A 25,536-nucleotide genomic window follows, 5' to 3' on the forward strand; every position below is an offset into this window, starting at 1 on the left:
TCCGCCAACGCCCCGTTCGGTGCGTCTAACGTGCTGAATGACTCATTCAGCACGCCCAACCACCTCAATGACTCATTCAGCACATCTAACGGAGTGAATGAGTCATTCAGGTGTTCAGTCCACGCTGAGGGCACTGAGGATGAGTTTGACGAGTTGGTGCGGAGGATGGCGCCGGACATCGCGGACGCGGTGGACCACCTGGAGATCGCGGCGGCGTTGGAGGCGGGTGGGCTGAGCGATCAGGCGGCGGCGAAGTACGGGTATCCGGACGTGTTCCTGTTGGCTGAGGCGCTGTGCAGGGCGGTGCCGCGCCAGCCCAGGGAGCCGGAGCCGCTGCCGGTGATCTGGTCGGCGAAGCCGGCGACGCACCTGTTGCGCGGAGTCCTCTTTGGACTGCCAGGGGTGTGTTACACGGCGGCGGCGGGAGTGCTGACGGATCGGGCGGCGCTCTGGGCCGTGGTGATCTCGCTGTTCACGTCGTGGTCGCTGGGCCAGTCGCTGTCCTACCTCGGACACCTCCAGCTCGGCAGGGCGGACGCGGACGCGGCGGCGAGGGTGTTGCGGCGCGGCATGATCGCGGGTTGCTCGATCGTGCTCGCGGTCAGCGCGGGAGCCGCACTTCTCTTGGGGAGTTCGGCGGCGGCGCTCGCGATGGCCGTGGGTCAGGGGTTCTACCTGCTGGCCGCGACGGTGCTCCTGGTGCTGAACGCGGAGTACACGCTGCTGGCGACGCTCGCTCCCGGAGTCATCGCGGGGTTGACGCTCAGCGGCGGTCCACTGTGGACGGCACTGTCAGCAACGGTGCTCGCGACCATGGCGCTCGCGGTGCTGCGCACGAGAACCACGCGTCCGCGAACGCTGAGCAAGCACGACCTGGTCGCCTCGTTGCCGTACGGGGCGTTCGGCTTCATCGCGGCGGGATTGCTGGTGCTGCCGCTGTTCTGGCCGAGCGGGCAGGGGCACGGGCTCGCCGCGCTGCCGATCTCGGTCAGCATGGGCGTCGCGGAGTGGAGCCTGGTGGCCTACCGCCGTCGAGCCACTTTCGCCTTGCGCGACAACCACACCTTCACCGAGTTCGCGAAGGACACGCGGCTCGGGTTGCTCAGAGCGGTCGCGGTGTTCCTCGCCGTGGCCGCGGCACTGTCCACCGTGGTCCTCCTCGCGACGGGAGCGATCACCGATCCGGCAGCCCTGCTGCGCTACGGCGCCTACCTGGCGCTCGGCGGGGCGTTGTTCGTCGCACTCGTGCTCCAGGCGTGTGGCAGCACCGGCACCGCCGTCGCGGCGTGTGCCGTCGCCCTGGTCGCACAGCTGTGGACCGGTGACTCCGTCATCGGTCAGCTCGTCGTCAACACGGCACTGCTCGCGGGCCTCGGGGGATGCGCCGCGGTGGTGCTCAGCCACTCAGTTCGACACGGTTGAGAGGGACAAAGACATGGCAGGCGTCGTCGCGGTCACTGGTGCGGAGGGCTTCATCGGCTCGCACCTGGTCGAACTGCTCGTCCAGAAGGGCCATCGAGTGCGGGCGATGGTCCTCTACAACTCCTTCGGCTCCTGGGGCTGGCTGGAATCGCTTCCCCGCGAGGTGCTGGACAACGTCGACGTCGTCATGGGCGACGTCCGCGACCAGGCGAGCGCGCGGGAGCTGGTGGAGGGCGCTGAGGTCGTCTACCACCTCGCGGCGCTGATCGCGATCCCGTACTCCTACCGGGCGCCACGGTCCTATGTGGACACCAACGTGATCGGCACGCTGAACGTGCTGGACGCGGTGCGCGCCTGCGGGACGCCGAGGATGGTGCACACCTCCACCAGCGAGACCTACGGCACCGCGCTCACCGTCCCGATCAGCGAGGAGCATCCGCTCCAGGCGCAATCCCCTTACGCCGCGAGCAAGGCGGGCGCGGACAAGTTGGTCGAGAGCTACCACCTGAGCTTCGAGGTCCCGGCCGTCACATTGAGGCCCTTCAACACCTTCGGCCCGCGCCAGTCCGCGCGCGCGGTCATCCCCACGGTGATCAGCCAGCTCGCGGCGGGCGAGAAGCGGCTCAAGCTCGGCGCGCTCGACCCGACCCGGGACTTCCTCTACGTCAAGGACACCGCCGCCGCCTTCCACACCCTCGGCACCGCGCCCGCCTCCGCCGTGGTCGGCGAGCTGTTCAACGCGGGCACCGGCGAGGAGGTCTCGATCGGCCAGCTCGCGGCCGACCTGGTGCGACTCATGGGCAGCGGCGCGAAGATCGTCGCCGACGAACAGCGCCTGCGCCCCAAGGGTTCCGAGGTCATGCGACTGGTCTGCGACGCGTCGAAGCTGACCGCGCGCACGGGCTGGACCCCTTCGCACACCAGGGACTCCGGGCTCGGCGAGACCATCGAGTGGTTCATGGACCCCGCGAACCTCGCCCACTACAAGCCCGGCCTCTACCTCCAGTGATGAAGGAGCGACCCATGCACGCGATCATCCTCGCCGGGGGCAAGGGCGTGCGTCTGCGCCCGTACACCACCCGGCTGCCCAAGCCGCTCGTGCCGATCGGCGACGAGTTCTCCATCCTCGACATCGTGCTGACCCAGTTGTCCAACAAGGGTTTCTCCGGTGCCACGCTGGCCATCGGCTACCTCGGCGAGCTGATCCGCTCCTACGTCGGCGACGGCTCGAAGTGGGGCATGAAGATCGACTACGCGGTGGAGGAACAGCCGCTGGGCACGATCGGCCCGGTGCTGCACCTGCTCGACGACCTGCCCGAGCACTTCCTGGTGATGAACGGCGACATCCTCACCGACCTGGACTACGCCGAGCTGCTGGGCTCGCACCGGGACAGCGGCGCCCCGCTGACCGTCGCGACCTACCAGCGCTCGGTGAAGATCGACTTCGGTGTGCTGGTCACCGAGTCCGGCCGGATCGTGGAGTTCAGCGAGAAGCCGACGCACCACTACCGCGTCAGCATGGGCGTGTACGGCATGAGCCGGGACACCCTCGCCGGGTACCTGCCCGGCGCGCCGCTCGGCTTCGACGAGCTGGTGCTCGACCTGCTGGACAAGGAAACGCCGCCGAACTCCTACGACTTCGACGGCTACTGGCTGGACATCGGGCGACCCGACGACTACGACCGCGCGAACGCGGAGTTCGACGACATCCGCTCGACGCTGCTGAAGGGATCGCCGTGACCCGGGTCTTGCTGCTCGGCGCGACCGGGTTCCTCGGCAAGCACGTGCACGACGTGCTGGGCCGCCAGCCCGGGATCGACGTCGTCACCGTCGCCCGCTCGGCGCTGTCGGAATCCCCGGGGCACGTGCCCTTCGACCTCGGACTGGCCGACGTGGGAGCGCTGCGCGGCCTGATCACCGCCGCCGCGCCGGACGTGGTCATCAACTGCGTCGGCGCGGTCGGCGGCTCGATGACCCAGCTAGCGGAGTCCAATGTGGAGCTTCCGGCTCGCTTGGTCCGCGCGCTGCTGGAATGCCCGACGCCGCCTCGCCTGGTGCACCTGGGTTCGGCGGCGGAGTACGGCAGGGTGGAGATCGGCGTTCCGGTCACCGAGGAGACCGCGACCGCGCCCGTCGGCGCCTACGGGCTGAGCAAGCTCGCTGGCACGCGGGCGATCGGCATCGGCCGCGCGGCGGGACTGAACACGGTGGTGCTGCGGGTGTTCAACCCGATCGGCCCCGGTTCACCCGCGACGGGGCTGGCCGGTCGGGTCGCGGCGGAGATCGTGCGCGCACGCCGCGAGCACGACGAGATCCGGCTCGGCCCGCTCGACGTGGTCCGCGACTTCGTCGACGCCAGGGACGTGGCCCGCGCGGTCTCGGCCGCCGCACTGTCCACTGTGGACGAGGAGATCCTCAACGTTGGCAGTGGGATCGGCACTCCGGCCGCCGGGCTGGTCGCGGAGCTGACCCGGATCGCCGGGCACTCCGGCCCGGTCAGCGAGCAGGGTCGCGGCTCCGAGCGCTCGGCCGACGTGCCGTGGCAGCGCGCCGACCTCTCGGTGATCGAGCGCAGTCTCGGCTGGCGCCCGGAGCACGACCTGACCGACTCGCTGACCGCGCAGTGGCGGGAGGTGGCGTGTCACGCGTGAGCCGGCAGCGGCACGTGGTGCCCGCCTACTTCCACCCGGCCGTCGAGCCGGAGGGGTGGCGGGCGCTCGCGTCGCACCCGGCGCTGCGCTTCGTGGTGCTCAACGTGGCCGACGGGCCGGGAACGAGCGCCGATCAGTCCTTTGTGGACGCTTCGGCCGGGCTCCCGGTAATCGGCTACGTGGACACCGATTACGGCGCCCGCCCCACCGCCGACGTGCTGACCGACGTCGAGCGACACCTGGCCTGGTACGGGGTCGACGGCGTCTTCTTCGACCAGGCCGGCACGGACGCGCGCCACTACGGCGCTCTGGCCGAGGCGGCGCGTTCGCTCGGCGCGGGCACCGTGGCGCTCAACCACGGCACCCACCCGCCGGAGGAGTTCACCGAGCTGGCCGACCTGCTGGTGACCTTCGAGGGCCCGCTGTGCGCCTATCGCGACCTGTGGGTGCCCCGGTGGGTCTACCGGCATCGGCCGGAGTTGTTCTGCCACCTGGTGTACGAGACGCCGCCGAGCGCGACCGCGTCCGTGCTCCGGCAGGCGTGGCGCTCCAACGCCGCCGCGGTCTACGTGACCGACCACGGCGGCGAGAACCCCTGGGGCCGCCTGCCGAGCTGACGCCGACCTACGAGAACAGCTGGGCGAACCTGATCTTGTTGCCGAACGGGTCGCGCAGACCGCAGTCGATGCCGTACGGGCGCTCGGCCGGAGTGTCGGTGAACTCGACGCCGCGCGCGAGCAGTGTCTCGTAGGTCTTGTGGCAGTCGTCGGTGCTGAGGAAGAGCGTGCCGCCCATGGCGCCCTTGGCGAGCAGTTCCCGGACCTGTTCGGCGGTGGCCTCGTCCAGCGACGGCGCGCCGGGGCGCTCCAACAGGATCTCGCGGCTCTTGTCCCCGGGGACGTTCACGGTGAGCCAGCGCATGAAGCCGAGGTCCTGGTCGGTGTGGACCTCGAACTCCAGCTTGCCGACGTAGAACTCCAGTGCCTGGTCCTGGTCGGCGACGTAGATCTGCGAGTGCGTGATGGCGTTGAACATGAAGGCAACGCTAGTTCGGCTCGGAGCCCCGGGCTTCTCCAAAACTGCTCGGTCTCATCCAGGCCATCGCGAAGCAGTTCGGCACCGCCGGGACCGGCCCCCGCGCGCGGTAGGCCGACGGCGATTCGCCGACGATGTCGCGGAAGGTCCTGCTGAACGTGCCGAGGCTGCCGAAGCCCACCTGGAAGCAGATCTCGGTGACGCTCAGCTCGGTCGAGCGCAGCAGGAACATCGACCGCTCGACCCGGCGTCGTTGCAGGTAGCGGTGGGGTGTCTCGCCGAAGGTGGCGCGGAAGGTGCGGATGAAGTGCGCCTCGGAGACGTGCGCGATCGCCGCCAGCGCCGGGATGTCCAGCGGTTCGGCGAAGGCGCGGTCCATCGCGTCCCTGGCGCGCAGCATCCGCCTGTTGGACTCCTCGACCGCGCGGCTCACCGCGCAAGCACACCACGCAGCAGGTCGGCGAGCTCGCCCAGGTGCTCGACGGGCACGTCGCTGGGCACCCCTCGCAGCCCGGCGACGCGCATCCCGGCGGCCCGCCCCGACTCCACGCCCGCCACCGCGTCCTCCACGGCGAGGCAGTGCGCGGGCTCCACACCGAGCAGCCGCGCGGCCAGCAGGAAGCCGTCCGGGTGTGGTTTGCCGCGCGTGACGTCGTCGCGCGTGACCACCACGGACGCGTCGATCTCCGCCGCGCCGAGCCTGATCCCGGCGAGCTTGCGGTCCGCGCTCGTCACCACCGCCCACGGCAGACCGAGTTCGGCGACGACGGCCAGCACCTCCGGCGTTCCGCGCGCGGGCAGAACCCCGGCCAGGTCGGCGTACTCCAGCTCCAGCTGTCCTCGCGAATCCGCCGCGATCCGTTCTTCTGTCCACTGTGGACGAAAGTGCCGGATCACCGCCGCGGCGGGCAGTCCCGGGCAGATGCGCAGCAGCTCGGCGTAGTCGACGTCGTTGCGGTCGGCCCACACCTTCCACGAGCGCGCCACCGCACCCTCGGAGTCCACCAGCGTGCCGTCCATGTCGAACAGCACCGCGCGCACGTCCTTCACGCGACAACCCCCCTGCGGCGTTCGGTCAGCTTGAGTCCGATGAGGAACAGCAGGAAGCACAGCGTCGCGACGTTGGCCGCGATCACCGCCGCGTCGCCCTGCCACACCCCGTAGACCGCCCACAGCGCCACTCCGGCGGAGATGACGATCAGATCAATCGGAGGAGAAGGCAGCGCTGAAGCTCGAACCCGCAAGCGGTTCTTCGGGGTGGAGCGGGTCTTCCAGGACCTCATCAGCTGCGGAACCCAGCAGGCGGTCGTCAAGATCCCGGCGAGGAACCCGATGGCAGTCATGCGGTCTCTCCTTTTGTTCGTATAGCGAGCATAATGGTCGGCATGGGCTGCCACAATCCCCCCGTGGACACTTCGGCGCGGCCGGGCCGGGCGACGGCCCTGCGGATGGAGGGCCGCCTGCACGTGCTCCGCGAGCTGCACGCCGGGCGGATCGCGACCAGGGCGGAGCTGACCACGCGCTTGGGCCTGTCCCGCGCTTCGGCGCTGGAGATCACCGCGCGGCTGCGCGAGGCCGCGCTCGTGCACGAGGAAGCCGCTCCGCCCGACGGCAGGCGCGGCCGGCCGACGACGCTGCTGCTCCCCCATCCCGAAGGCCCGCTGGTGTGCGCCGTGGACATCGCGCACGAGACGTGGGCCGTCGCCGTGGTCGAGCTCGGCGGCGCCGTCCTCGCCAGAACGACCGGCCAGATCTCCAGTCGTGACCCGGATTCCGTGCTCAGCGCCGTCCGGCGCGCGGTCTCCGGCCAGCTCGGTGAGTGGGGGCAACGGCTTCGCGCGCTGTCGGTGTCCGTGCCGGGCACCGTCTGCGGCACCCGCGTCGTTCAGGCCAGCAACCTCCGGTGGCGCGACGTCGATCTCTCCGTGCTGGCCGACCTCCCCGTGCTCGCGGGCAACGACGCCACGCTCTCCGGCCTCGCCGAGTCCCGCCGTGGCGCCGCCGTGGCCGCCGATGTCGCACTGCACCTCAAGATCGACGTCGGCCTCGGCGGCATCCTCGTGGTCAACGGCGCCCCGATGACCGGCGCGACCGGCGGTGGCGGCGAGTTCGGGCACCTACCGTTCGGCGATCCGCGACGGCAGTGCCTGTGCGGCGCCCACGGCTGCTGGGACACCGAGGTCGACGGCCGGGCGTTGGCGCGCCTGGCCTGGCAGGAGGACTCCGCCGAGCCCCGCGCCGCCGCCCAGCGCGTCCTCGCCGCCGCCCGCTCCGGCGATCCCGCCGCCGCGCGCGCCGTCGACTCGGTGGCTCGCGCTTTCGGTCGCGGCGTCGGCGGCTTGGTCAACGCGCTCGACCCGCGCCTCATCACGGTTTCCGGCCTGGCAACCGATCTGCTGGCCGCCGCCCCGGAGTCCTTCGACACCGCCTACCGCGCGGGCTTGATCGCCTTCCAGCGCACGTCGGTCCCGCCCGTGCGCGCCTCCGCGCTCGGCGAGGACGGCAGCATCATCGGCGCCGCCGAGACCGGTTTCGACCACGTGCTCACCGAGTCCGGCATAACCGCTTGGCGCGCCCGTTAGCCTCATGACGTGTGCGCACAGGACCTGACCTGGGACGACGTCGATCCTCGGAGGCATTCCTTCGACAGCTCCTCAGTGCTCGCGGTGATCTCTCAGGTCGCACACGACGAAGACGACGTCCGCTGGTTCTCCGCGATCTGCAAGGCCATCGAGGACCGGTTCGGGGCTTGGGCCGCTGGCTGGAGCTGGGGCCGCATTGACGGCGGGCCGGTCGCGGAGACCTGGTGCTGTGTGTCGCACTCAGTGACCTCCGTCGCCGAGACGCTGCCCCGAGTTGTCGACGCCCTGTGCGAGTAGCGGGCGTGGCTGGAAGACTTGGCTGAGCATTTCGACCGCTTCCCCCTGGCCGATCTGCCGGAGGAGGAGCGCGAGGACGCGTGGGAACGCGCCGTCGTCCACCTGGTCAACCTGGTCGTGGTCCGTGTAGAGGCCAGCGACGCTTGGTACACGCACTGCGCGCAGGTGCTCTCCTGGTTCCTGTCCCGCTGGGGCGTGCCCCCTGAGCGTGCGCGGTCCCTCGTCGACGACGCGATTGGTGGCCGGTTCGGCAGCTGGTGCGAGCCAGCCGAATCCGTCGTTCAAGACGTCGCGGAGCACCTGGCCGTCTCGGCAGAGGCCGAGCGGATGTGACCGCCCCCGATCACCTGCGATCCTGGCTCACCGTAAGGGAATCCGTGCCGTGGCACGAGGTCCGCGCCGAGAGCCCGTCGTCCTCGACCCGCGACGGCGCCGTCCACGACATCCGCACCTATGACCACGCCCGCTCCCCCGTCCGCGCCGCCCGCCTGTTGGCGGCGCTCGATCAGGCTCGCTCCGACGCCGCCTCCGACGCGCCGCTCGATTTTGCTCTGCTCAGCTCCTGGCAGCGCCGGGTCTTGGACGTGCCGCACGCGCCACTGCGAATCCATCCGGCCTTCGCCAAGAACGGCCGCGAGCGCTACGGTCCCATCGACTTCCCGTGCTTGCAGGTCTGCCTCGCCGAGCGCGGTGACACGACGGTTCCCATCGCCGCCCGAGCCGCCCGCGTGTACCTCGACGTCTGCTTCTTCCACCCGTTCGGCGACGGCAACGCACGTTCCGCTTTCCTGGCGCTGGTTTTCGTGCTGACCCGCGCTGGAATCACCCTCGGCCAAGTGGGCCCGCTCCGCAGGCTCCCGCGCCGCGCCGACGACGCCAGCGGCGCACTCGCGTTCGCCGAGTTGGTTTCCGTACTGGTGCACTCTCACTGATCGGCGACGAAGAGGCTCGCCCACCCGGCTTTCGCGGCCCGCTGGTAGAACGCGGTGATCTCCCGCAGGTACTGGGTCAGGTACGTCAGACCGCCCTCGTCGACCACCGCGCCGTACTCGTCCGGGTCGAGCGCCCAGTACTTGGCGGTGAACGGTTGAAGGTCGAGTTCGGTCAGCGCGTCAGCGACCTCGCGGACCTCGGCCGGGGTGTTGTAGCTGATCACGTAGTCATCACCTTGGTACAGCGGCAATCCGCCGAGCACGACCGCGTTGAGTGGGTACGTCCCGTCCTCACTGCCGAGTCGGCCTTCGGTGAGGCACCGGTGGATTCCGTCCCACGCCTTGTCCACACCGCACTCGTCGGGCGCGTCGAGCTCCGTGATGACTTCGATCAGCCCCTCGTCGTCGCCGTCTTGGGCCAGCACCAACGCGATGCGGGGTTCGTCGAGCGCGAGGAAGTATCCGCGACAGGCCATGAGCGGCGACGGTAGCGGTGTGGTTGCGCGGAATCTAGAACGGTGCGGGTTCGGCGATGGGCGTGGGGTGGACGTCTTCGGTCTTCCCACGCGGTGTCGTCCAGGTGTGCGTCCCGTCGTCGTTGTTGGTGCACGTCCAGTTGGAGTGGGTCTTCATCCGGTGATGCCTCCGGCACTTCGGCCGGAGGTTGTCCAGCGTCGTGTTCTCGCCGTTGTAGCGACGACAATGATCCAAATCGCAGCGGTGCGCGGGCTGATTGCAGCCGATCGCCATACACGTCGGGTACCGGGCCGCGATCAGCTCGCGTTGCTTGGCGGTGGGCCGGTAGACGTTGCTGATCTCCTCAGCCGCCCCTGTCACGGGGTCGGTCAAGATCCGCTTCCACACCCCACCCGCCGCGATCTCTCTCGCGATGGGCGCGGGGATGGGGCCGTAGCCGCCCAAGATCGCGGGGTCTTGGGTGAGGCCGAGGGCTGAGGTGATCGGCATGGTCAGGTACACCATCGTCTGGCCTTGGGGTGCGGGGGTGTCCTTGCCCAGCAACAAATCGCGTGCGATGTCGGAGCGCTTCTGATCGAGGGTGCGATCGTCTTTCGGGAGGGAGCGGGCGATGCGGTTGATGTGGTCATAGACCATCGCCGCATCATGAGCCGTCATCAACACACGCAGCAGGGCCATGCCATCGTCCTGGTTGATCTTCTCCACCAACCGGGCCTTGCGTTTCTCCTGGAAGCGGCGCTCAGCAGCGGTGGGATCGAGTCGGTGGATGAACCGGACCGCGTACTGGCGGGTGGTCGAGTACGGGTTCTTCTCCGCATGCGCCAGCAGGGCTTCTTCAGCGATCGCCGCGTGCACGACCGAGAGGACCCGCACCAGGTCGATGATCATGAGCGCCTTGCCCTCATCGACTCGGCCTTCGGCCAACGCCTTGAACACTCCCGGGCGGGAGGTCAGGTCCGTGGCTCGGTCGATGAGCCGGGCTGCCTTGACCCGGGATACGCGCAGTTCACGCATCAGGATCTCCTCGGAGAATTCCCGGTCGCGGGGATCGAGGTCAGAAATGTAGTCGAGCAGAGTCACGGAGAAGTCGGCTACAGCCTTGCCTATGTCCGTGAACGCTGTTTTGAGAACAACATCAGGGTCCATACCTCTATTCTACGCCGACAAAATAGACGATCATGGCCCTAAAGGATGAATTCCCAGGCGCCCTACCGAATCAGCGCAACCCCCGACTAACGGAACACGCGGCTGGAATGGTCGGCTTTACCTGGGGTGCGCGTGCCATACGCTTGCGCGAGGGCCGGGTGTTTCATCCCGTGCCCCTGCAAGGCCCAGGGGCACGCGCAAGGGGTTCCCAGGTCAAGCCGACCCACCGCTGGAACCGGCGCAAGCTGGAAGCCCAGCCGGGCCCGAAAAGGAAACCCCAACCAAAAGCCAGAACTAAAGCTCCACCATCAACCCGCCAACAGCCACCCGAACCTCCCCAGAAAAAACACCCCGAGCCGCCGCGACCGCATCCCCGCCCTCCACCCCGGGCCACAAATGAGTCAACAACAACCGCCGCGCCCCACCAAGCGCAGCATATCCAGCAGCCTGCCGCGCACTCGACAAATAAGCAGCGGACTCAGCTGGCACCGACTCCACATAACTCGCCTCAGCCAGAAACGCGTCCGCCCCACCCGCCAACTCGACGAGCGCGTCAGTCGGCCCCGTATCCCCCGTGTACGCCAGCGTCCGTCCGCCAGCCGTCAAACGCATCCCGGCGTTCGGCACCCAGTGCGGCAGCAGCACGGTGTCCACCTGGAACGGTCCGACATCAAAACTGTCCCCTGCCGAAAAGTCCTTGGTAACAAAGGATTTTGCCATGCGCGGCCCGGCGTCCAGGGCCAGCACGTGATCGACCGAGCCCGGCAGGGCGTACAGCGGGAGCGGCGCGGCGCCGGTGAAGAGCCTCGCGCGCAGCAACGGGTTGAGGTCTGCGCAGTGGTCGGGGTGCCCGTGGCTGACCAGGACCGCGTCCACCTGGGACGCCTCGACCAGTTCGAGCAGGCGCGGCAGGACGGCGTAGCCGGGATCGACCAGGAGGCGGAAACCCTCGTGCTCCACCAGGTATCCGCTGCACGCCTGACCGGCGGCGGGCCACGCGCCGCATCCTCCGAGCACCGTCAGTCGCACGAGGTCAGCGTAGGTGGCGCAGGTCCCGCGTTGGTTGCGAGCGGACAACGGCACACCATTCGCGCACAACGGAAAGGTCCAGCAGGACCGTGCGAAAGCCGCTCACCTTCCCTAGCGTCCGACGGACACACACAGGCTCAGGGGTGGGGCGCACGTGGCGGATCAGCTCAGCTTCGGCGTGCTCGGGCCGCTGACGGTCTGGGCGCGCGGGCGGGCGCACACCCCTGGCGGAGCGGGGCAGGCGAACCTGTTGGGGGCGCTGCTGCTGGCCAACGGCAGGCCGGTGAGCGGGCGCCAGCTGGCGGAGTGGTTGTGGGACGGCGATCCGCCGGAGCAGGAGCGCAAAACCCTCCAGGTCGCGGTGTCGCGCCTGCGCGCGTGGCTGCGCGGGGTCGGCGCGGACGTCGCGGTGGAGCTGGCCGAGGGCGGCTACGTGCTCCGCCTCCCGCCGGGCGGCAGCGACTTCGCCGAGTTCGCCGCGCTGGTGGAGGCGAACCCGCCCGGGGAGACCTACCTGGACCAGCTCGACCGCCTTGAGCGCGCGCTGCTGCTGTGGCGGGGGCCGTTGCTGGCGGGGCTGACCGCGCCGACGCACGCGGCGCCTGCGGCGCTCGCGGTGGAGCGCGCGCGGGTGGAGGCGGCGACGACGCTCTCCGAGATCGCGATCCGGTGCGGTGAGCCGAAGCGCGCGGTGGCGCTGCTGGAGTCCCTCGCCGACGAGCGGCCCTACGACGAGCTCGTGCACGCCTGCCTGGCGCTGACCTACTCCGCGGCCGACGAGCAGGTCAACGCGCTGCGGGTGATCGACCGCGTGCGGGCCCGCCTCACCGACGACCTCGGGGTCGCGCCCGGCCAGGCACTGCGGGACGCGCACGCGCAGATCCTCAGCTCGCAGCAGGAACCGCAGCGCGAGCGGCAGCGCTGGTGGGGCCCGCGCCCGCGCTCCGGCCAGCTCATCGGCCGCGCGGCCGAGCAGGGGGCGCTCGCCGACGACCTCGTCGGGCACCGGCTGGTCACGGTGACCGGGCCGGGCGGCTGCGGCAAGACGAGCCTCGCGCTGAACGTGGCCGAGCGCGCCGACTGGCCGGACGGCACGGCGGTCGCCGAGCTGGCGCCGTTGCAGGACGGCAGCGCGATCGTCCTCGACCTGGGTTCGCTGGTGGGCGTGACCGGCGACGGCGTGCACGGTGTCTTCGCCGGGCTCGTGTCGTGGGTGGCGGACCGGAAGTTGTTGCTGCTGCTGGACAACTGCGAACACCTGGCCGAGCCGTGCGCGGCGTTGGTGGAGCGGTTGCTGGCGTGGTGCCCGAGGTTGACCGTGCTCGCCACCGCGCGCCAGCCGCTGGGCTTACCGGCGGAGCGCGTGTTCGCGCTCGGACCGCTGCCCGCGCCGGCCTCCGGCCGCTTCGACGCGGACAACCCGGCGATCGTGCTGTTCCGCGCGCGGGCCGGGACCGCGCTGCCCTCGGGTGCCGAGGCCGAGGCGGACGTGGCGACGATCTGCCACCACCTCGACGGGCTGCCGCTGGCGTTGGAGCTGGCCGCCGCGCGCGTGCCGTCGCTGGGTCTGCGGCAGCTGCGCGAACGGCTCGAAGGCGGGATCGACCTGCTCGCCAGGGCGGCGGGTGAGCCGAGGCACCGGAGCATGGAGCGCGCGGTCGGCTGGTCCTTCCGCCTGCTCACCGAGCAGAAGCAGCGGTTGCTGGCCCGGTTGTCGGTGTTCCGGGGCGAGTTCGGGCTGACCGACGTGGAGTCGGTGTGCGGCGGCGCCCCGCTGGACGACGTGGACTTCGCGGCGCGGCTGGCCGATCTCGTGGAGCGCTCGCTGGTGCGCGCCCTGCCCGGCCAGCGCTACCGGTTGCTGACCGTGGTCCGCGAGTTCGCCGAGGCGCGGCTGGCCGAGTACGCGGAGACGGTGCTCGTGCGGGACCGGCACGCGCAGCGGTGGACGTTGCGCGCGCGGGAGCTGGACGCGCTGCCGTCCTACCGCGACCGCCTCGCCGGGGTGCGCGCGATGGGGCGCGAGGTCGCGGATCTCGATTCCGCCTTGGCGCACTTGCACAAACGCAGCCGCAACGCGCAGTCGAACGAGCTCGTGGCGAAGCTGTTCGAGTTCTGGCACGTGCACGGCTCCTACATCGCCAACGGGCAGGCGCAGCTGGACCGGGCGCTGCGCACGGTCTGGGACAGCGATCCGGAGACGCGCAGCCTGCTCCGGTTCCAGGAGGCGCAGCTGGCCCGGCTGCGCGAGGACTACGTCTCGGCGGTGTCGATCATGGCTTCGGCGCGGCGGGAGCTGGCCGCGCACCGCCCGCGCGAGCACCGGGTCGCGCTGATCTTCGAGATGAGCTGCCTGCGCTTCCTGCTCGACCCGGGCGCCGTGCACGGGACGCCGCGCATGCTGGAGCAGATCTCCGCGCTGGACAACGGTTCCGGCGACGACGTGGCCACCTCGCTGACCGCGGGCGGCGGCGTGTGCGCGACGTGGGGCCGCTACGAGGAGGCCGCCGAGCTGTGCAGGCGGCACGAGGTGCACCGGGCCGAGCGCGGCCTGTGGATCTCCACCGCGCAGCTGGCCCTGCGGACCGAGGTCGCCTTGGGGCACAAGGACGTCCGGGCCGCCGAGGGCTGGTGCGAGCAGCTGGCCGAGCGGCTCGGCCCGACCGGGGGGCCGCTGGAGCAGGAGCCCGCGCGCCGGGCGATCGGCACGACGTTGCTGGCCAAGGACCCCGCCGCCGCGGTCGAGTTCCTCGACGACAGCGTGCGCCAGCTGCGCAGGCTGTTCCCTAGGTCGCTGTCCAGGGTGGTGCGCCTGCAATCGCTGACCGCGGAGGCTCTGCGCAGGACCGGCCAGCCCGTGCGGGCGCGCGAGGTGCTCTCCGACGCGCTCGCCTCGGCGATCGGCCGCTCGCACTTCCGCTTCGGCATGGCGGCGGCGTTGCAGGCGGCGCTGGTCGCGGCGGAGCTCGGCGATCCGGCCGCCGCGGCACTGGCGTCGGCGTGGGACGGGGTGCGGCGGCAGCTCGGCCTGCCCGCGCCGATCGGCGTCGCCTCGGTGGTCGGCGACGTGCTCGGGCTCGACCCGGCGCCGTCGGAGCCGCTGTTCCTGCCGTGGCCGGAGCCGGAGCTACGCGAGGTCGTCCACCAGGCCTACCTGTGGACCGTCGGGCTCGGGCCGTGACTCGGGCGGGGCGAGCACGCCGGTGACGTAGCAGGAGGCGGCACCGAAGTGGCTGCGGGAATCGCTCATGGCCCGAGGATCACCGCAGCCGCTTACCGATCGCTTACCGATCGAGGAAAAGCCTTCATCACGTCCAGCTCAGAAAAAGCTCAACAAAACGAGAACCCCGCTCGCGTCGCCCACACTTCCGTACTCATTTCTTCTCCGGGCTGGCCAACTCGACGCGGATCACGATAGCGTCCCGGCGCCCCACCGACTGGAATTCAACCCAGGGATTCACATGCGTTCAGACAATGTTTCGGGCAACTCCGAAAAGAAAATGCGTCGCCGTTTGCTGATCAGCGGCGGAGTCGCGGTCGGCCTGGTCGGGCTCGTCGCCGGGCCCTACGCCAGCGCCGCCCCCGCGGTCGCGGTGGAGTCCTGCTCCAGCGCGACCGACTCCCGCTCACTCGCCGCCGACGAGAGCGACGCGATCTTCACGATCACGCCGAACAGCGGAAACGCGCAGTACAGCTACTACTACCCCGGCGCGGCGGAGGGTCAGCAGCGGGCAGCGGCGGCCCCGGCAGCGGCCCCGGCGACGTTCCCGGGATCGACGCTGGTCCGGGACTCGCGCATCGTCCGAGGCGGACTCGGCAGCGACAACGACTGCCCGAAGGAATGCCGCGACAAGGACGGCAAGTGCAAGAAGAACTGCGGCGGCTGACACCCCCGTGATTGACGAGCGGTTCGAGTCCGGACCGCCGGGCTCGAACCGTTTCGCTCGCACACCAGAAAGCACACCATGCTCAGGAAAACCTCACCGCAGCGCCCCGAATGGCAGGAGACCGTGGCGCGCCAGGGACTCGTCTTCGGCGAGCCCGCGGTCACCGCGACCGGGGAACTCCGCCCCTACTGGAACGAATCCGCCCATTACCTGTTCGAGATGGACGAGGTGCTGGCGCTGGAGGCCGACGTCGAGCTGCTGCACTCGATGTGCCTGGAGGCCGTCGAGCTGGTGGTGAGCACCGAGCGGTACCGGGACTTCGCCGTCCCCGAGTGGGTGTGGCCGTCGATCGCGGAGTCCTGGCGGCGGCGCGACCCGGACGTCTACGGCCGCTTCGACCTGCGCTACGACGGCTCCGGGCCGGCGAAGGTGCTGGAGTACAACGCGGACACCCCGACCTCGCTGCTGGAGGCCGCGGTCATCCAGTGGTACTGGGTCACCGAGGTCTTCCCCGGCGACGACCAGTGGAACTCCCTGCACGAGAAGCTGGTCGAGCGGTGGAAGCTGGTCGGCGAGGCGCTGCCCTCGCCCGAGGTGCACTTCGCGTGGTCCAAGGCCAACGAGTCCGGCGAGGACCACGTGACCGTCTCCTACATGCAGGAGACCGCGGCTGAGGCCGGGCTGAGCACCAGCGGCCTCGCGGTGCAGGACATCGGCTGGGACCCCGCGCACGGCCGCTTCGTCGACCTCGCCGACGCCCCGATGTCCACGGTGGCCAAGCTCTACCCGTGGGAGTGGATCGTCGAGGAGCGCTTCGGCCGCCAGGTCGTGGAGAGCCTGCCCGGCACGCGCTGGATCGAGCCGCTGTGGAAGATGTTGTTGTCCAACAAGGCTTTGCTGGCCGTCCTCTGGGAGATGTACCCCGGCCACCCGAACCTGCTGCCGTCCTTCCTCGGCGGGCCGGGGCCGCTGACCGAGTACGTGCGCAAGCCGCTGCTGGGCCGCGAGGGCGCCAACGTGGACATCGTCGCGGCCGGGCACGAGACGAGCACCGACGGCCACTACGGCAAGGAGGGCCACGTCTACCAGGAGTTCGCCCCGCTCCCGGAGTTCGACTCCTACCGGCCGGTGCTCGGCGCGTGGACCGTCGGCGACGCCTCGGCCGGGCTCGGCATCCGCGAGACCTGCGGGCTGATCACCGACGACGGCGCGGCGTTCGTGCCGCACCGCGTCCGCGCGGGCTGAACCGGCTCAGCCGCGCTCACCGTCCAGGAACTGCCAGTTCCCGTAGCTGTTGAAGGTGCGCAGCACGACCGCGCGGAACTCCAGCGAGACGCCCTCGGCGTACTTCTTGGTCCAGGTGACGGTGGTGCCGTGGCCGTTCTGGTTCTTCGCGGTCATCACCTCGCTCTTGTTCCCGCTCCAGCTGTAGTGCAGGCGGTACTGCATGGCAGCGGTGTGCCCGTCCGCCTTGGTGTCGCGGATCTTGCAGGTGAAGGTGCTGTCCTCCCAGCCGCGCCCGCTCACCGAGCACGTCACGTCGCCGCCGACCGCGTCGGAGGTCTTGGACGCGGCCAGCGCGCTCGGCGCGGAGAACAGGACCGCGCTCAGCGTGGCGGTGGCGATGACGGCGACTCGGCCTGCGCGCATCGGGGACGGCTCCTTCGGTTGCGGTGAAAACCCTTGCGCGCACAGGAGAACACGGCGAACCCCCGATCAGGTGATCTCTTCGGTCTGCGCCGAAAGCTTGTCCACCAAGCCTTTCCAGCCGCTCTCGGCGAACGCGCGGCGCTGTCGCAACGCTCCGGAACCGATGCGTGACAGGCGCGGGAGGACCGAGCGCACGAACCCGAGGTCGCCGAACTGCTCCAATGCCGGAGCCGCCCGGTCCACGAGCCGCTCCACCAGCACGGACATCGGCGCGAGGCGGCCGGTGTGCACGTCGTAGCCCTGGCCGGAGATCCCGTCGCGCGACGCCCGCCACAGCGCCGACCGCAAGGCGTGGTGGGAGAAGCGGGGCGCGGGCTCCTCGGACTCCACCGCCCTGGCCACCAGCGCTCGCGTCAGCACGGCGAGCAGCGTTGCTTCCGAAGCGGTGGGCGCGACATCGCACACGCGCAGTTCAACGGTCGGCCAGTCATCGGAGAGCCGCGCGTCCCAGTAGATCATCGCCCGGTCCATCGCGGCGCCGCTGTCCAGCAGTTCGCGCACGGACTCCTCGTAGGCGGCGTGCGAGTCGGAGTACGGCGGCGGACCGGCGCTCGGCCACTGCGCCCAGGACAGCGAGCGCCAGCTCTGGTAGCCGGTGTCCACGCCGCCGGAGAACGGCGAGTTCACGCTGAGCGCGAGCAGTACGGGCAGCCACGGCCGCACGTGGTTGACGACGTGGACAGCGACTTCCGGGTCGGGAACGCCGACGTGGATGTGGCAGCCGCAGCACGGCGAAGCGGTCGCCAGCGCACCCGCGTGCTCGGAGATGCGACGGTAGCGCGGGTTCTCGGTGAGCTGCGGCGGAGCGGCCTCGTACACGGGCGCGGTGCCGGTGGCGATCAGCCTCAGCCCGCGCTGCCTGGCGTGCCCGGCCAGCGTGCCGCGCAGCTCGCACAGGTTCTTCAGCACCTCGGCGGCGGTGGTGCAGACGGGGGTCGCCGACTCCACCTGGCATCTGGTCAGCTCGGCTTGCAGATCTCCCTCGCCGTCGGCGGCGGCGCGCAGCAGAGCGGGTCCCTGCCAGGACAGCTGCCGGGTGGTGGCGTCGACGAGCAGGAATTCTTCCTCGACGCCCACGGTGAGAGGTTCCACTCCACGATCGTTCCCGTTGCGAGAACATCCCAATCCCGCCTCTGTGGACCGCGCAGCGCTCCGTTTGTGGTCCCGTCACGACCTAAGGTCTTGTTCACCCGTTGCCGCCGCGTAGATGGAGCCCGGATGTACCCGACGGTCGAGGACGTCCTCGCCCTGCCAGAACTGCGTCGCGGACGGCCGGTCGTGGTGGCGGGCTCGGCCGGGCTGGAGCAGCGCGTCCGCTGGGTGCACGTGGCCGAGGTGGCCGACATCGCCGGGCTGCTGCACGGCGGCGAGCTGGTGCTGACCACCGGGATCGCGCTGCCCGCCGACGACGCGGGGCTGAGCCGCTACATCGACGAGCTGGCCGGGGTCGGCGTGGCGGGGCTGGTCGTGGAGCTGGTCCGGCGCTGGCCTGCGGAGTTGCCGCCCGCGCTGGTCAACGCCGCGCAGCGGCACGGGCTGCCGCTGGTCGCGCTCGGCGAGGAGACCCGGTTCGTCTCCGTGACCGAGGCGGTCGTCTCCGTGATCACCAGCGCCCAGGTGCGCGAGCTGCGCGCCACCGAGCAGGTGCACGAGATCTTCACCGCGCTCACGTTGTCGGGCGCGGGCCCCGCCGAGATCCTGCGCGAGGTGGCCAGGCTCTCCGGGTTGCCGGTGGTCCTGGAGTCGCTGGACCACCACCTGCTGGCCTACGACGCGGCGGGCGGTGACCCGGCGGAGCTGCTGTCGGCGTGGGAGACCGGCTCGACCGGGCAGACCGGCTACGACGAGGCGGCGGGCTGGCTGATCACGATGGTCGGCGCGCGCGGGGACAACTGGGGCAGGCTGGTGTTGCGCTCCCCCGAGCAGCCCTCGCACCAGCACACCGTCGTGGCCGAGCGCGCCGCGTCCGCGTTGGCGCTGAACCGCTTGCTGGCCAAGGACGACGAGAGCCTGGAGCGGCAGAGCCACCGCGCGCTGCTGATCGACATGCTCACGTCCGGCAGCCCGGCAGCGGACGTGGCGACCCGAGCGACCGCCCTCGGCGTGCGGCTCGGAGACCGGCGTCTGGTCGGCGTCTCGGTCCGTCCACGCACGACGATCTCCGCGACCCCGGCGCCCGCGCTGGCCACGCAGGAGGTGCTGCGCGAGCTGTCCGAGGTGACCGCCTCCGCGGCGCGCAGGGCCGGAATCCCCGCGCTGGTCGGGGTTGTGGACGACACGAGCGTTCGAGCGCTGCTCACCCTGCCCACGGCGGGCGAGATCGATCCGACGCTGCACCGCTTCGCGAACGGTCTGCACAGGACAGTCGCGGCGACGCCGTGGGCGCTGCCCGTGGTCGTCGCGCTCGGCACCACCGTGACGGCCGTTCCGGAGGCCGCGCGCAGCCTCGCCGAAGCCGCTCACGTCGCCGAGGCCGCGCTGCGCTCCGGTGGCGCGCGCGTCTTCCACCGCCTCGCCGACGTGCGGCTGCGCGGGCTCATGCACCTCATGCACGCCGACCAACGCGTGCAGGCGTTCGTGGAGCGCGAGCTCTCCGCGCTGCTCGCGCACGACCGCTTCCACAACACGCGCCTGCTGGACACGCTGCGCGACTACTGCCAGCACGGCGGCAACAAGTCGGCCGCCGCCGGAGCCGCTCATCTGTCCAGAACCGCCTTCTACCAACAGCTCGCGCGGATCGAGCAGATCCTCGGCATCTCCTTGGACGACGCCGAGTCGATGCTGTCCCTGCACGTCGCCCTACTGGCCCACGACGCTTCGCTCTGAGCTGCTGAGCGTGCGGATCTCCTTGCTGCACAAGGCGGCCAGCGTCGCGAGCACGAGCAGCGCCGCCCCGCCGAGCAGGGTCGCGCGCATCCCGAAGTGCTCGGCGAGCGGCCCTGCGGCCATCTCCCCCACCGGGATCGCGACGAAGGAGCCGAGCGCGTCGTAGGAGTAGACCCTGGCGAGCTTGTCCTGCGGCACGTGCTGCTGGAGCGCGACGTCCCACGCCACGACGAACTGTTCGAGCACGACCCCCACCAGGAACATGGTGGGCACCAGGAAGAGCACCTTCGGCACTTCGGCGAGCGCGACGAGCGGAACGGCCTCGAACAACGTCAGCGCGACACCGAGGAACAGCGCGCGCCGGGGTTGCCACCGCGCCGCGACGAAGCCGCCGACGAGCGCGCCCGCCGTCTGCGCCGCGAGCACGAAGCCCCACGCCCCCCTGCCGAAGGTCGCGTCCGCGATCACCGGGCCCAGCACCGCGATCGAGCCGACGATCACCGCGTTGACGATCATGAACTGGAGCACGACGGCCCACACCCAGGTGCGCGAGGAGAACTCCCGCCACCCCTCGCGCAGCTCGGCGAGCGGCCCCAGTCTGTCCACTGTGGACGACACCGCGGTGATCACGCGCATCCTCGCGAACAGCACCGAGGCGATCAGGAACGTCGCGGCGTTGAAGGCGATGCCCCAGCCCGGGCCGATCGCCGCGACGAGCAGCCCGCCAGCGGAGGTGCCGACGATCGTCGCGGTGGTGGTGCCCATCCTGGCGAGCGCGTTCGCCGGACGCAGCAGCTCGGCCGGAACCGTCTGCGGCACAAGGGAAGCGGTCGCGGGCATCGAGGTCGCCGCTGCCGCCCCGTTGAGCACGCTGAGGCAGACCAGCAGCGGCACCGAGGCAAAGCCGCCGAGCACGCTGGCCGCGACCAGGCCCTGGGTCAGCCCGGCCAGCGCGGTGGAACCCTGCAACACCAACGCCCTCGGCAGCCGGTCGGCCAGCACCCCGCCGAAGAGCAGCAGCACCACGTTGGCGATGGAGCGCGCGCCGACCACGATCCCGAGGTCGATCGCCGAGCCGGTCAGGTCGAGCACCGCGAAGGCCAGCGCTACCGGGGCGATCGCGTTGCCGAGGTGGACGATCGCCCTGGCCACCATGAGGAAGCGGAACGGCTTGTGCCGCAAGGGCTCCCGCAGGCTCACTCGTCCTCCATCTGGAACAGCGCGATGGTGGCGTTGACGTGCACGGTGCCCTCGGTGCGCGGCGGGCGGGCGGCGTCGTGCAGCTCACCGGCCAGCTCCGCAACGGCGTCGCGGACCCGGTTCCACACCTCGGCGTCGACCCACACCTCCGCGTCGGTGGTCAGCCCCTTGGCATCGAGCGCGCGGCTGCCCGCCCTGCGCCGCAGCTCCGCGCCCATGGTGGCGGCGAGCAGCACGTGGTCCTCGCGCCCCCTGGCCCGCACCTTGCCGCCGCTGTCGTGGTTGTGCCGGAAGCGCTTGGCCCGGCCGCCGCGGATCTCGACCTCCTCGGCGACCTCCAGCAGGCCCGCGTCGTGCAGCCTGCGCATGTGGTAGCTGATGTTGGCCTGGCTCTCGCCGAGTTCCCGCGCCGCCTCGGCCGCGCTCATCGCCGCGCCGGTGAGCAGCGACAGGATGCGCAGGCGCAACGGGTGCGCGAGCACCCGCAACCCCTCCAGCTCGGTTTCCATGCCCCGAGTCTGGCCCGGCGGGCACCCCACCGTCAAACGGTTCTTTGCCGGTTGACTCTCGGTGATCCAGCTCACTAGCATCGGTCACACTGTTAGGAAACTAACTTAACTATTTCGGTTTCCCGACGACGCAGCACCACACGACGCAGCACCAACCGCCGCCGCACGCCATCCGGAAGTCCCCTCGGTGATCCCTGCACCGACTTCCGTTCCGGGAGGAGAAGTGATGGGTCGGCACACGCTTCGCACGCTCGTCTCAGCCGCCGCGGTCTTCGCGGGCGCCCTGCTCGTACCAAGCGCGTCCGCCGCGGAGGCTTCAGCTCTGCCCGCGGGTTCGTTCGCCGCCGCGAACGGCCAACTCCGGGTCTGTGGAACGAAACTCTGCAACTCCAGCGGTCAGCAGATCCAGCTGCGCGGCATGAGCACGCACGGCATCCAGTGGTACAGCCAGTGCGTGAAGCCCGCGTCGCTGGACGCGCTCGCCAACGACTGGGGCGCTGACGTCCTGCGGATCTCCATGTACATCCAGGAAGGCGGGTACGAGACCAACCCGCGCAAGTTCACCGACATGGTGCACAACTACATCGAGGAGGCCACCCGGCGCGGCATGTACGCGCTGGTCGACTGGCACATGCTCACGCCGGGCGACCCCAACCACAACCTGGCGCGCGCCAAGACGTTCTTCACCGAGATCGCCGAGCGGCACAGGGACAAGACCAACATCCTCTACGAGATCGCCAACGAGCCCAACGGCGGCAGCGTCACGTGGTCGCGCGTGAAGAGCTACGCGGAGCAGCTGATCCCGGTGATCCGCGCCAAGGACGCCGACGCGGTGGTGCTCGTCGGCACCCCGGCGTGGTCCTCCTTCGGCGTCTCCTACGGCAAGAACGAGTCCGAGGTGGCGAACAACCCGCTGACGCTCGGCAACCTCATGTACACCTTCCACTTCTACGCGGCCTCGCACGACGACACCTACCTCAACACCCTGTCGCGGGCGGCCGACAAGCTCCCGGTCTTCGTCACGGAGTTCGGCACGCAGAACTCCGCGGGCGAGGGCGCCAACGACTTCGGCCGCTCGCAGCGCTACCTCGACCTGATGGCGCAGAAGAAGATCAGCTGGATCAACTGGAACTTCTCCGACGACCACCGCTCGGGCGCGGTGTTCAAGGAGGGCACCTGCGCGGGCAACTCCTTCGCCGGGACCGGCGTGCTGAAGGAGGCCGGTCGCTGGATCAGGGACCGCGTCCGCGGCTGATCGGCTGAACCTCGCTGCTGGTGGGCACCTTCGGCGGGGCGCGAATGGACAGAGTGTGTGGTCAACTTGGCAAAGCTGTGACACTTTGCCACTCCCGCGCTCGGCCCCCGCCCCCGACGATGTGTGCCCACCAGCAGAAACGAGGAGCGACCCATGGCGCTGCCCTCCTCTCCACCCGGCGATCCCGGCCAGCTCGCGCAAGCCGACGGACGGGTGGAACTCGCCGATCCGGCCTCGATCGAGCACAGCCCGTACTACAACGAGGAGCTGGCCCCGGTCCCGGTGGCCAAGCGCACGTGGACCACCTACAACTTCGCCGCGCTGTGGATCGGCATGGCGCACAACATCCCCAGCTACCTGTTGGCCTCCGGGCTGATCGCGCTGGGCATGAGCTGGGTGCAGGCCTTCGTCACCATCACGCTCGGGAACCTGCTGGTGCTCATCCCGATGCTGCTCAACAGCCACGCGGGCACCAAGTACGGCATCCCGTTCCCGGTGTTCGCGCGCGCCTTCTACGGCGTGCGCGGGGCCAACTTCGCCGGACTGCTGCGCGCCTTCATCGCCTGCGGGTGGTTCGGCATCCAGACCTGGATCGGCGGCGAGGCGATCTACGCGCTCGCCGGGAAGCTGCTCGGCTCCTGGTGGCGCGACGCCGACCGCGTGTTCGGCCAGCCGTGGACGCTGTGGGCGGCCTTCCTGTTCTTCTGGGCGCTGCAGATGGTGATCATCTGGCGGGGCATGGACACGTTGCGGCGCTTCGAGAACTGGGCCGCGCCCTTCGTGATCGTGGCCGCCGTGGCGCTGCTGGTGTGGGTGCTGATCGAGGCGGGCGGCGTCGGGCCGATCCTGGAGCAGCCGTCCAAGCTCGGCTGGGGCATCGAGTTCTGGAGCGTGTTCGCGCCCTCGCTGATGGGCATGATCGCCTTCTGGTCGACGCTGTCGCTGAACATGCCCGACTTCACCCGCTTCGGCGGCAGCCAGCGGCAGCAGGCGTGGGGCCAGGTGCTCGGCCTGCCCACCACGATGTCCTTCTTCGCGCTGCTGTCGATCTTCATCACCTCCGGCACCGCGGTGATCTACGGCGAGGCGATCTGGGACCCGATCAAGCTCACCGAGAAGTTCGACAACCCGCTCGTGGTGGCGCTGAGCCTGTTCACCGTGATGGTGGCGACCCTGTCGGTGAACGTGGCGGCCAACGTGGTCAGCCCGTCCTACGACTTCTCCAACGCCGCGCCCCGGCTGATCAGCTTCCGGGTCGGCGGGCTGATCACCGGCGTGCTCGGCATCGCCATCCAGCCGTGGCACCTCGTCGCCGACCCCAACATCTACATCTACGTGTGGCTCGGCTTCTACGGTGGTCTGCTCGGCTCCATCGCGGGCGTGCTCGCCGCCGGGTACTGGGTGCTCGGCAAGAAGACGTTGCACCTGCCCGATCTGTACCAGCGCGGCGGGCGGTACTGGTTCACCGGCGGCTGGAACATCAACGCCGTGATCGCCACCGTCCTCGGCAGCGTCGCGGCCGTCGGCGGCGCGTACTCCGCGCCCGGCAAGGGTCCCTTTCCCGAGGACGGCCTGATCCCGTTGCTGAAGCCGCTCTACGACTACAGCTGGGCCGTGGGGCTCGTCGTCGCGCTCGGGGCCTACGTGCTGCTCAGCTTGCCGCAGCGGCGCCGGGAGGCTGCTCGCGTCGTGGACTGAGCCGCTGGCCCCGGTGAACGTGCCTGCGGCGCAACAGCATCGCCGCGCCGATCAGCACGACTCCGAAGAGCAGCAACGAGAACGACAACGCCACCACCGCGACGGCGATCGACAGCAAGGAGAGCGCGAACACCGTCACCGCCCACCACGACACGTCCCCCGTCGGACGTCGCGGACGACCCTCGCTGAGCGCACGCGCGAAGCGGGGGTCCTCCTGGGCGAGGTTGCGTTCGATCTCCCGGAAACGGGCCTGGTCGTCCTGGCTCAGCATGGCGGCTCCCGTGGCTGCGCGACGCTTGGCGCTCCCCGGGTGCCCGGACGTGCCGCCGGTCAAACTCAGCGCGCCTTCCAGAACCAGTCCGACGCGCGAGCCAGGCGGAAGGCTTCCTTGCGCTGCGCGGGATCGAGCCGGTCCAGGTACAGCATCCCGTCCAGGTGGTCAGTCTCGTGCTGCAGGCAACGCGCCAGCTCGCCGCGCCCGCTCACCACCACCGGCTCGTTGTTCACGTCCACGCCGCGCACCGTCGCGAACGTCGCCCTGCGCGTCGGGAAGTTCATCCCCGGCACCGAAAGGCAACCCTCGATGCCGTCGTGCACCTTCTCCGACAGCTCCACGATCACCGGGTTCACCACGTACCCGTGCTGCCCGTCCACCAGGTAGCTGAACGCACGCGCCCCCACCCCGATCTGCGGAGCCGCCAGCCCCGCGCGCCCCGGCAGCGTGACCGTCTCCATCAGATCGTCCACAAGGGACCTCAGCTTGGCGTCGAACACCGTCACCGGTTCCGAGGGCGACTTCAACACCGGATCACCGAAGTACCGCAACGGCCGGATCGCCATCTTCTTCTCTCCCCCTTGGCTTTCCCCCGAGCTTAACCAC

General features: G+C 70.2%; 28 protein-coding genes. 15 read left to right on the top strand and 13 right to left on the bottom strand.

Going from position 1 to position 25,536, the window contains the following annotated elements; translation table 11 throughout:
* The first annotated feature begins 165 nt into the window (after positions 1-165).
* Genes CCN37_RS04330 through CCN37_RS04350 form a run of 5 tightly spaced genes read left to right on the top strand, consistent with a single transcriptional unit; the run spans position 166 to position 4,690 of the window.
* Positions 166-1,422, top strand: coding sequence for a hypothetical protein (locus CCN37_RS04330; protein WP_086819332.1), 1,257 nt, complete (start codon positions 166-168; stop codon positions 1,420-1,422).
* Positions 1,423-1,435: 13 nt separating this feature from the next.
* On the top strand, positions 1,436-2,431 hold the full coding sequence (locus tag CCN37_RS04335; protein ID WP_086819333.1) for an SDR family NAD(P)-dependent oxidoreductase: 996 nt from the start codon (positions 1,436-1,438) through the stop codon (positions 2,429-2,431).
* 14 nt (positions 2,432-2,445) lie between these two features.
* Positions 2,446-3,162: a sugar phosphate nucleotidyltransferase gene (locus CCN37_RS04340; protein WP_086819334.1), complete on the top strand. Its 717-nt coding sequence runs from the start codon at positions 2,446-2,448 to the stop codon at positions 3,160-3,162.
* On the top strand, positions 3,159-4,073 hold the full coding sequence (locus CCN37_RS04345; RefSeq protein ID WP_086819335.1) for an NAD-dependent epimerase/dehydratase family protein: 915 nt from the start codon (positions 3,159-3,161) through the stop codon (positions 4,071-4,073). Before CCN37_RS04340 ends, CCN37_RS04345 begins: the two co-directional genes overlap by 4 nt.
* On the top strand, positions 4,061-4,690 hold the full coding sequence (locus tag CCN37_RS04350) for a spherulation-specific family 4 protein (RefSeq protein WP_168200510.1): 630 nt from the start codon (positions 4,061-4,063) through the stop codon (positions 4,688-4,690). Before CCN37_RS04345 ends, CCN37_RS04350 begins: the two co-directional genes overlap by 13 nt.
* Positions 4,691-4,697: 7 nt before the next feature.
* On the opposite strand, the gene CCN37_RS04355 is transcribed toward CCN37_RS04350, so the two are convergent.
* The 4 genes from CCN37_RS04355 to CCN37_RS04370 are packed head-to-tail and all read right to left on the bottom strand — an operon-like array spanning position 4,698 to position 6,451.
* Positions 4,698-5,108, bottom strand: a complete 411-nt coding sequence (locus CCN37_RS04355; protein WP_086819337.1) for a VOC family protein — start codon at positions 5,106-5,108, stop codon at positions 4,698-4,700.
* 10 nt (positions 5,109-5,118) lie between these two features.
* A complete protein-coding gene (locus CCN37_RS04360; protein ID WP_086819397.1) occupies positions 5,119-5,508 on the bottom strand; it encodes a helix-turn-helix domain-containing protein in 390 nt (129 codons plus the stop codon).
* A 29-nt stretch (positions 5,509-5,537) separates the two neighbouring features.
* Complete coding sequence (locus CCN37_RS04365) at positions 5,538-6,158, bottom strand: HAD family phosphatase (protein ID WP_246842809.1); 621 nt, start codon at positions 6,156-6,158, stop codon at positions 5,538-5,540.
* Positions 6,155-6,451: a SemiSWEET family sugar transporter gene (locus CCN37_RS04370; RefSeq protein WP_086819338.1), complete on the bottom strand. Its 297-nt coding sequence runs from the start codon at positions 6,449-6,451 to the stop codon at positions 6,155-6,157. Before CCN37_RS04370 ends, CCN37_RS04365 begins: the two co-directional genes overlap by 4 nt.
* A 63-nt stretch (positions 6,452-6,514) precedes the next feature.
* Here CCN37_RS04370 and CCN37_RS04375 point away from each other — a divergent pair, with 63 nt between their 5' ends.
* From CCN37_RS04375 to CCN37_RS04390, 4 genes are read left to right on the top strand one after another with little or no spacing between them, the layout of a single operon-like run.
* Positions 6,515-7,690, top strand: a complete 1,176-nt coding sequence (locus tag CCN37_RS04375) for an ROK family transcriptional regulator (protein WP_210407866.1) — start codon at positions 6,515-6,517, stop codon at positions 7,688-7,690.
* A gap of 9 nt (positions 7,691-7,699) precedes the next feature.
* A complete protein-coding gene (locus CCN37_RS04380) occupies positions 7,700-7,987 on the top strand; it encodes a hypothetical protein (RefSeq protein WP_086819340.1) in 288 nt (95 codons plus the stop codon).
* A gap of 18 nt (positions 7,988-8,005) precedes the next feature.
* A complete protein-coding gene (locus CCN37_RS04385; protein WP_086819341.1) occupies positions 8,006-8,320 on the top strand; it encodes a hypothetical protein in 315 nt (104 codons plus the stop codon).
* The gene (locus CCN37_RS04390; RefSeq protein WP_143261424.1) at positions 8,317-8,919 is read left to right on the top strand and encodes a Fic family protein; all 603 of its coding nucleotides are present in this window, start codon (positions 8,317-8,319) and stop codon (positions 8,917-8,919) included. Before CCN37_RS04385 ends, CCN37_RS04390 begins: the two co-directional genes overlap by 4 nt.
* On the opposite strand, the gene CCN37_RS04395 is transcribed toward CCN37_RS04390, so the two are convergent.
* The 3 genes from CCN37_RS04395 to CCN37_RS04405 all read right to left on the bottom strand — a co-directional run bounded on the left by CCN37_RS04395 (position 8,913) and on the right by CCN37_RS04405 (position 11,571).
* Positions 8,913-9,395: a YfbM family protein gene (locus tag CCN37_RS04395; protein ID WP_086819343.1), complete on the bottom strand. Its 483-nt coding sequence runs from the start codon at positions 9,393-9,395 to the stop codon at positions 8,913-8,915. The genes CCN37_RS04390 and CCN37_RS04395 overlap by 7 nt on opposite strands.
* A gap of 34 nt (positions 9,396-9,429) precedes the next feature.
* Positions 9,430-10,476 carry an HNH endonuclease signature motif containing protein gene (locus CCN37_RS04400; protein WP_168200511.1) on the bottom strand — a complete coding sequence of 349 codons (1,047 nt, stop codon included), beginning with the start codon at positions 10,474-10,476 and terminating at the stop codon, positions 9,430-9,432.
* Between the two features lie 360 nt (positions 10,477-10,836).
* Positions 10,837-11,571, bottom strand: a complete 735-nt coding sequence (locus CCN37_RS04405) for an MBL fold metallo-hydrolase (RefSeq protein ID WP_086819399.1) — start codon at positions 11,569-11,571, stop codon at positions 10,837-10,839.
* Between the two features lie 154 nt (positions 11,572-11,725).
* Here CCN37_RS04405 and CCN37_RS04410 point away from each other — a divergent pair, with 154 nt between their 5' ends.
* From CCN37_RS04410 to CCN37_RS04420, 3 genes are all read left to right on the top strand, one after another.
* Positions 11,726-14,752, top strand: coding sequence for a BTAD domain-containing putative transcriptional regulator (locus CCN37_RS04410; protein ID WP_086819345.1), 3,027 nt, complete (start codon positions 11,726-11,728; stop codon positions 14,750-14,752).
* A 319-nt stretch (positions 14,753-15,071) separates the two neighbouring features.
* Complete coding sequence (locus tag CCN37_RS04415) at positions 15,072-15,458, top strand: hypothetical protein (RefSeq protein WP_143261425.1); 387 nt, start codon at positions 15,072-15,074, stop codon at positions 15,456-15,458.
* Positions 15,459-15,536: 78 nt separating this feature from the next.
* The gene (locus CCN37_RS04420; RefSeq protein ID WP_086819347.1) at positions 15,537-16,703 is read left to right on the top strand and encodes a glutathionylspermidine synthase family protein; all 1,167 of its coding nucleotides are present in this window, start codon (positions 15,537-15,539) and stop codon (positions 16,701-16,703) included.
* A 6-nt stretch (positions 16,704-16,709) separates the two neighbouring features.
* On the opposite strand, the gene CCN37_RS04425 is transcribed toward CCN37_RS04420, so the two are convergent.
* Both CCN37_RS04425 and CCN37_RS04430 read right to left on the bottom strand, forming a co-directional pair.
* Positions 16,710-17,108, bottom strand: coding sequence for a hypothetical protein (locus CCN37_RS04425; protein WP_086819348.1), 399 nt, complete (start codon positions 17,106-17,108; stop codon positions 16,710-16,712).
* A gap of 66 nt (positions 17,109-17,174) precedes the next feature.
* Entirely contained in the window at positions 17,175-18,260 is a 1,086-nt protein-coding gene (locus CCN37_RS04430; protein WP_086819349.1) for a glutamate--cysteine ligase, read from the bottom strand.
* A 126-nt stretch (positions 18,261-18,386) separates the two neighbouring features.
* On the opposite strand from CCN37_RS04430, the gene CCN37_RS04435 reads away from it, so the two are divergent.
* Positions 18,387-19,994, top strand: coding sequence for a PucR family transcriptional regulator (locus CCN37_RS04435; protein WP_086819350.1), 1,608 nt, complete (start codon positions 18,387-18,389; stop codon positions 19,992-19,994).
* On the opposite strand, the gene CCN37_RS04440 is transcribed toward CCN37_RS04435, so the two are convergent.
* Positions 19,968-21,194, bottom strand: a complete 1,227-nt coding sequence (locus tag CCN37_RS04440; RefSeq protein WP_168200512.1) for an MFS transporter — start codon at positions 21,192-21,194, stop codon at positions 19,968-19,970. The two genes, CCN37_RS04435 and CCN37_RS04440, sit on opposite strands and share 27 nt — an antisense overlap.
* Positions 21,191-21,703: a helix-turn-helix domain-containing protein gene (locus CCN37_RS04445; RefSeq protein ID WP_086819351.1), complete on the bottom strand. Its 513-nt coding sequence runs from the start codon at positions 21,701-21,703 to the stop codon at positions 21,191-21,193. The genes CCN37_RS04440 and CCN37_RS04445 overlap by 4 nt, the downstream gene beginning before the upstream one ends.
* Positions 21,704-21,929: 226 nt before the next feature.
* On the opposite strand from CCN37_RS04445, the gene CCN37_RS04450 reads away from it, so the two are divergent.
* On the top strand, positions 21,930-22,958 hold the full coding sequence (locus tag CCN37_RS04450) for a glycoside hydrolase family 5 protein (protein WP_086819352.1): 1,029 nt from the start codon (positions 21,930-21,932) through the stop codon (positions 22,956-22,958).
* A gap of 153 nt (positions 22,959-23,111) precedes the next feature.
* Entirely contained in the window at positions 23,112-24,656 is a 1,545-nt protein-coding gene (locus CCN37_RS04455; protein ID WP_086819353.1) for an NCS1 family nucleobase:cation symporter-1, read from the top strand.
* On the opposite strand, the gene CCN37_RS04460 is transcribed toward CCN37_RS04455, so the two are convergent.
* The gene (locus CCN37_RS04460; protein WP_086819354.1) at positions 24,610-24,927 is read right to left on the bottom strand and encodes a DUF3040 domain-containing protein; all 318 of its coding nucleotides are present in this window, start codon (positions 24,925-24,927) and stop codon (positions 24,610-24,612) included. The two genes, CCN37_RS04455 and CCN37_RS04460, sit on opposite strands and share 47 nt — an antisense overlap.
* A gap of 65 nt (positions 24,928-24,992) precedes the next feature.
* On the bottom strand, positions 24,993-25,496 hold the full coding sequence (gene def, locus CCN37_RS04465) for a peptide deformylase (protein WP_086819355.1): 504 nt from the start codon (positions 25,494-25,496) through the stop codon (positions 24,993-24,995).
* Positions 25,497-25,536 lie beyond the last annotated feature (40 nt).

It is taken from the genome of Allokutzneria sp. NRRL B-24872 (assembly GCF_002155965.1).
Lineage (GTDB): Bacteria > Actinomycetota > Actinomycetes > Mycobacteriales > Pseudonocardiaceae > Allokutzneria.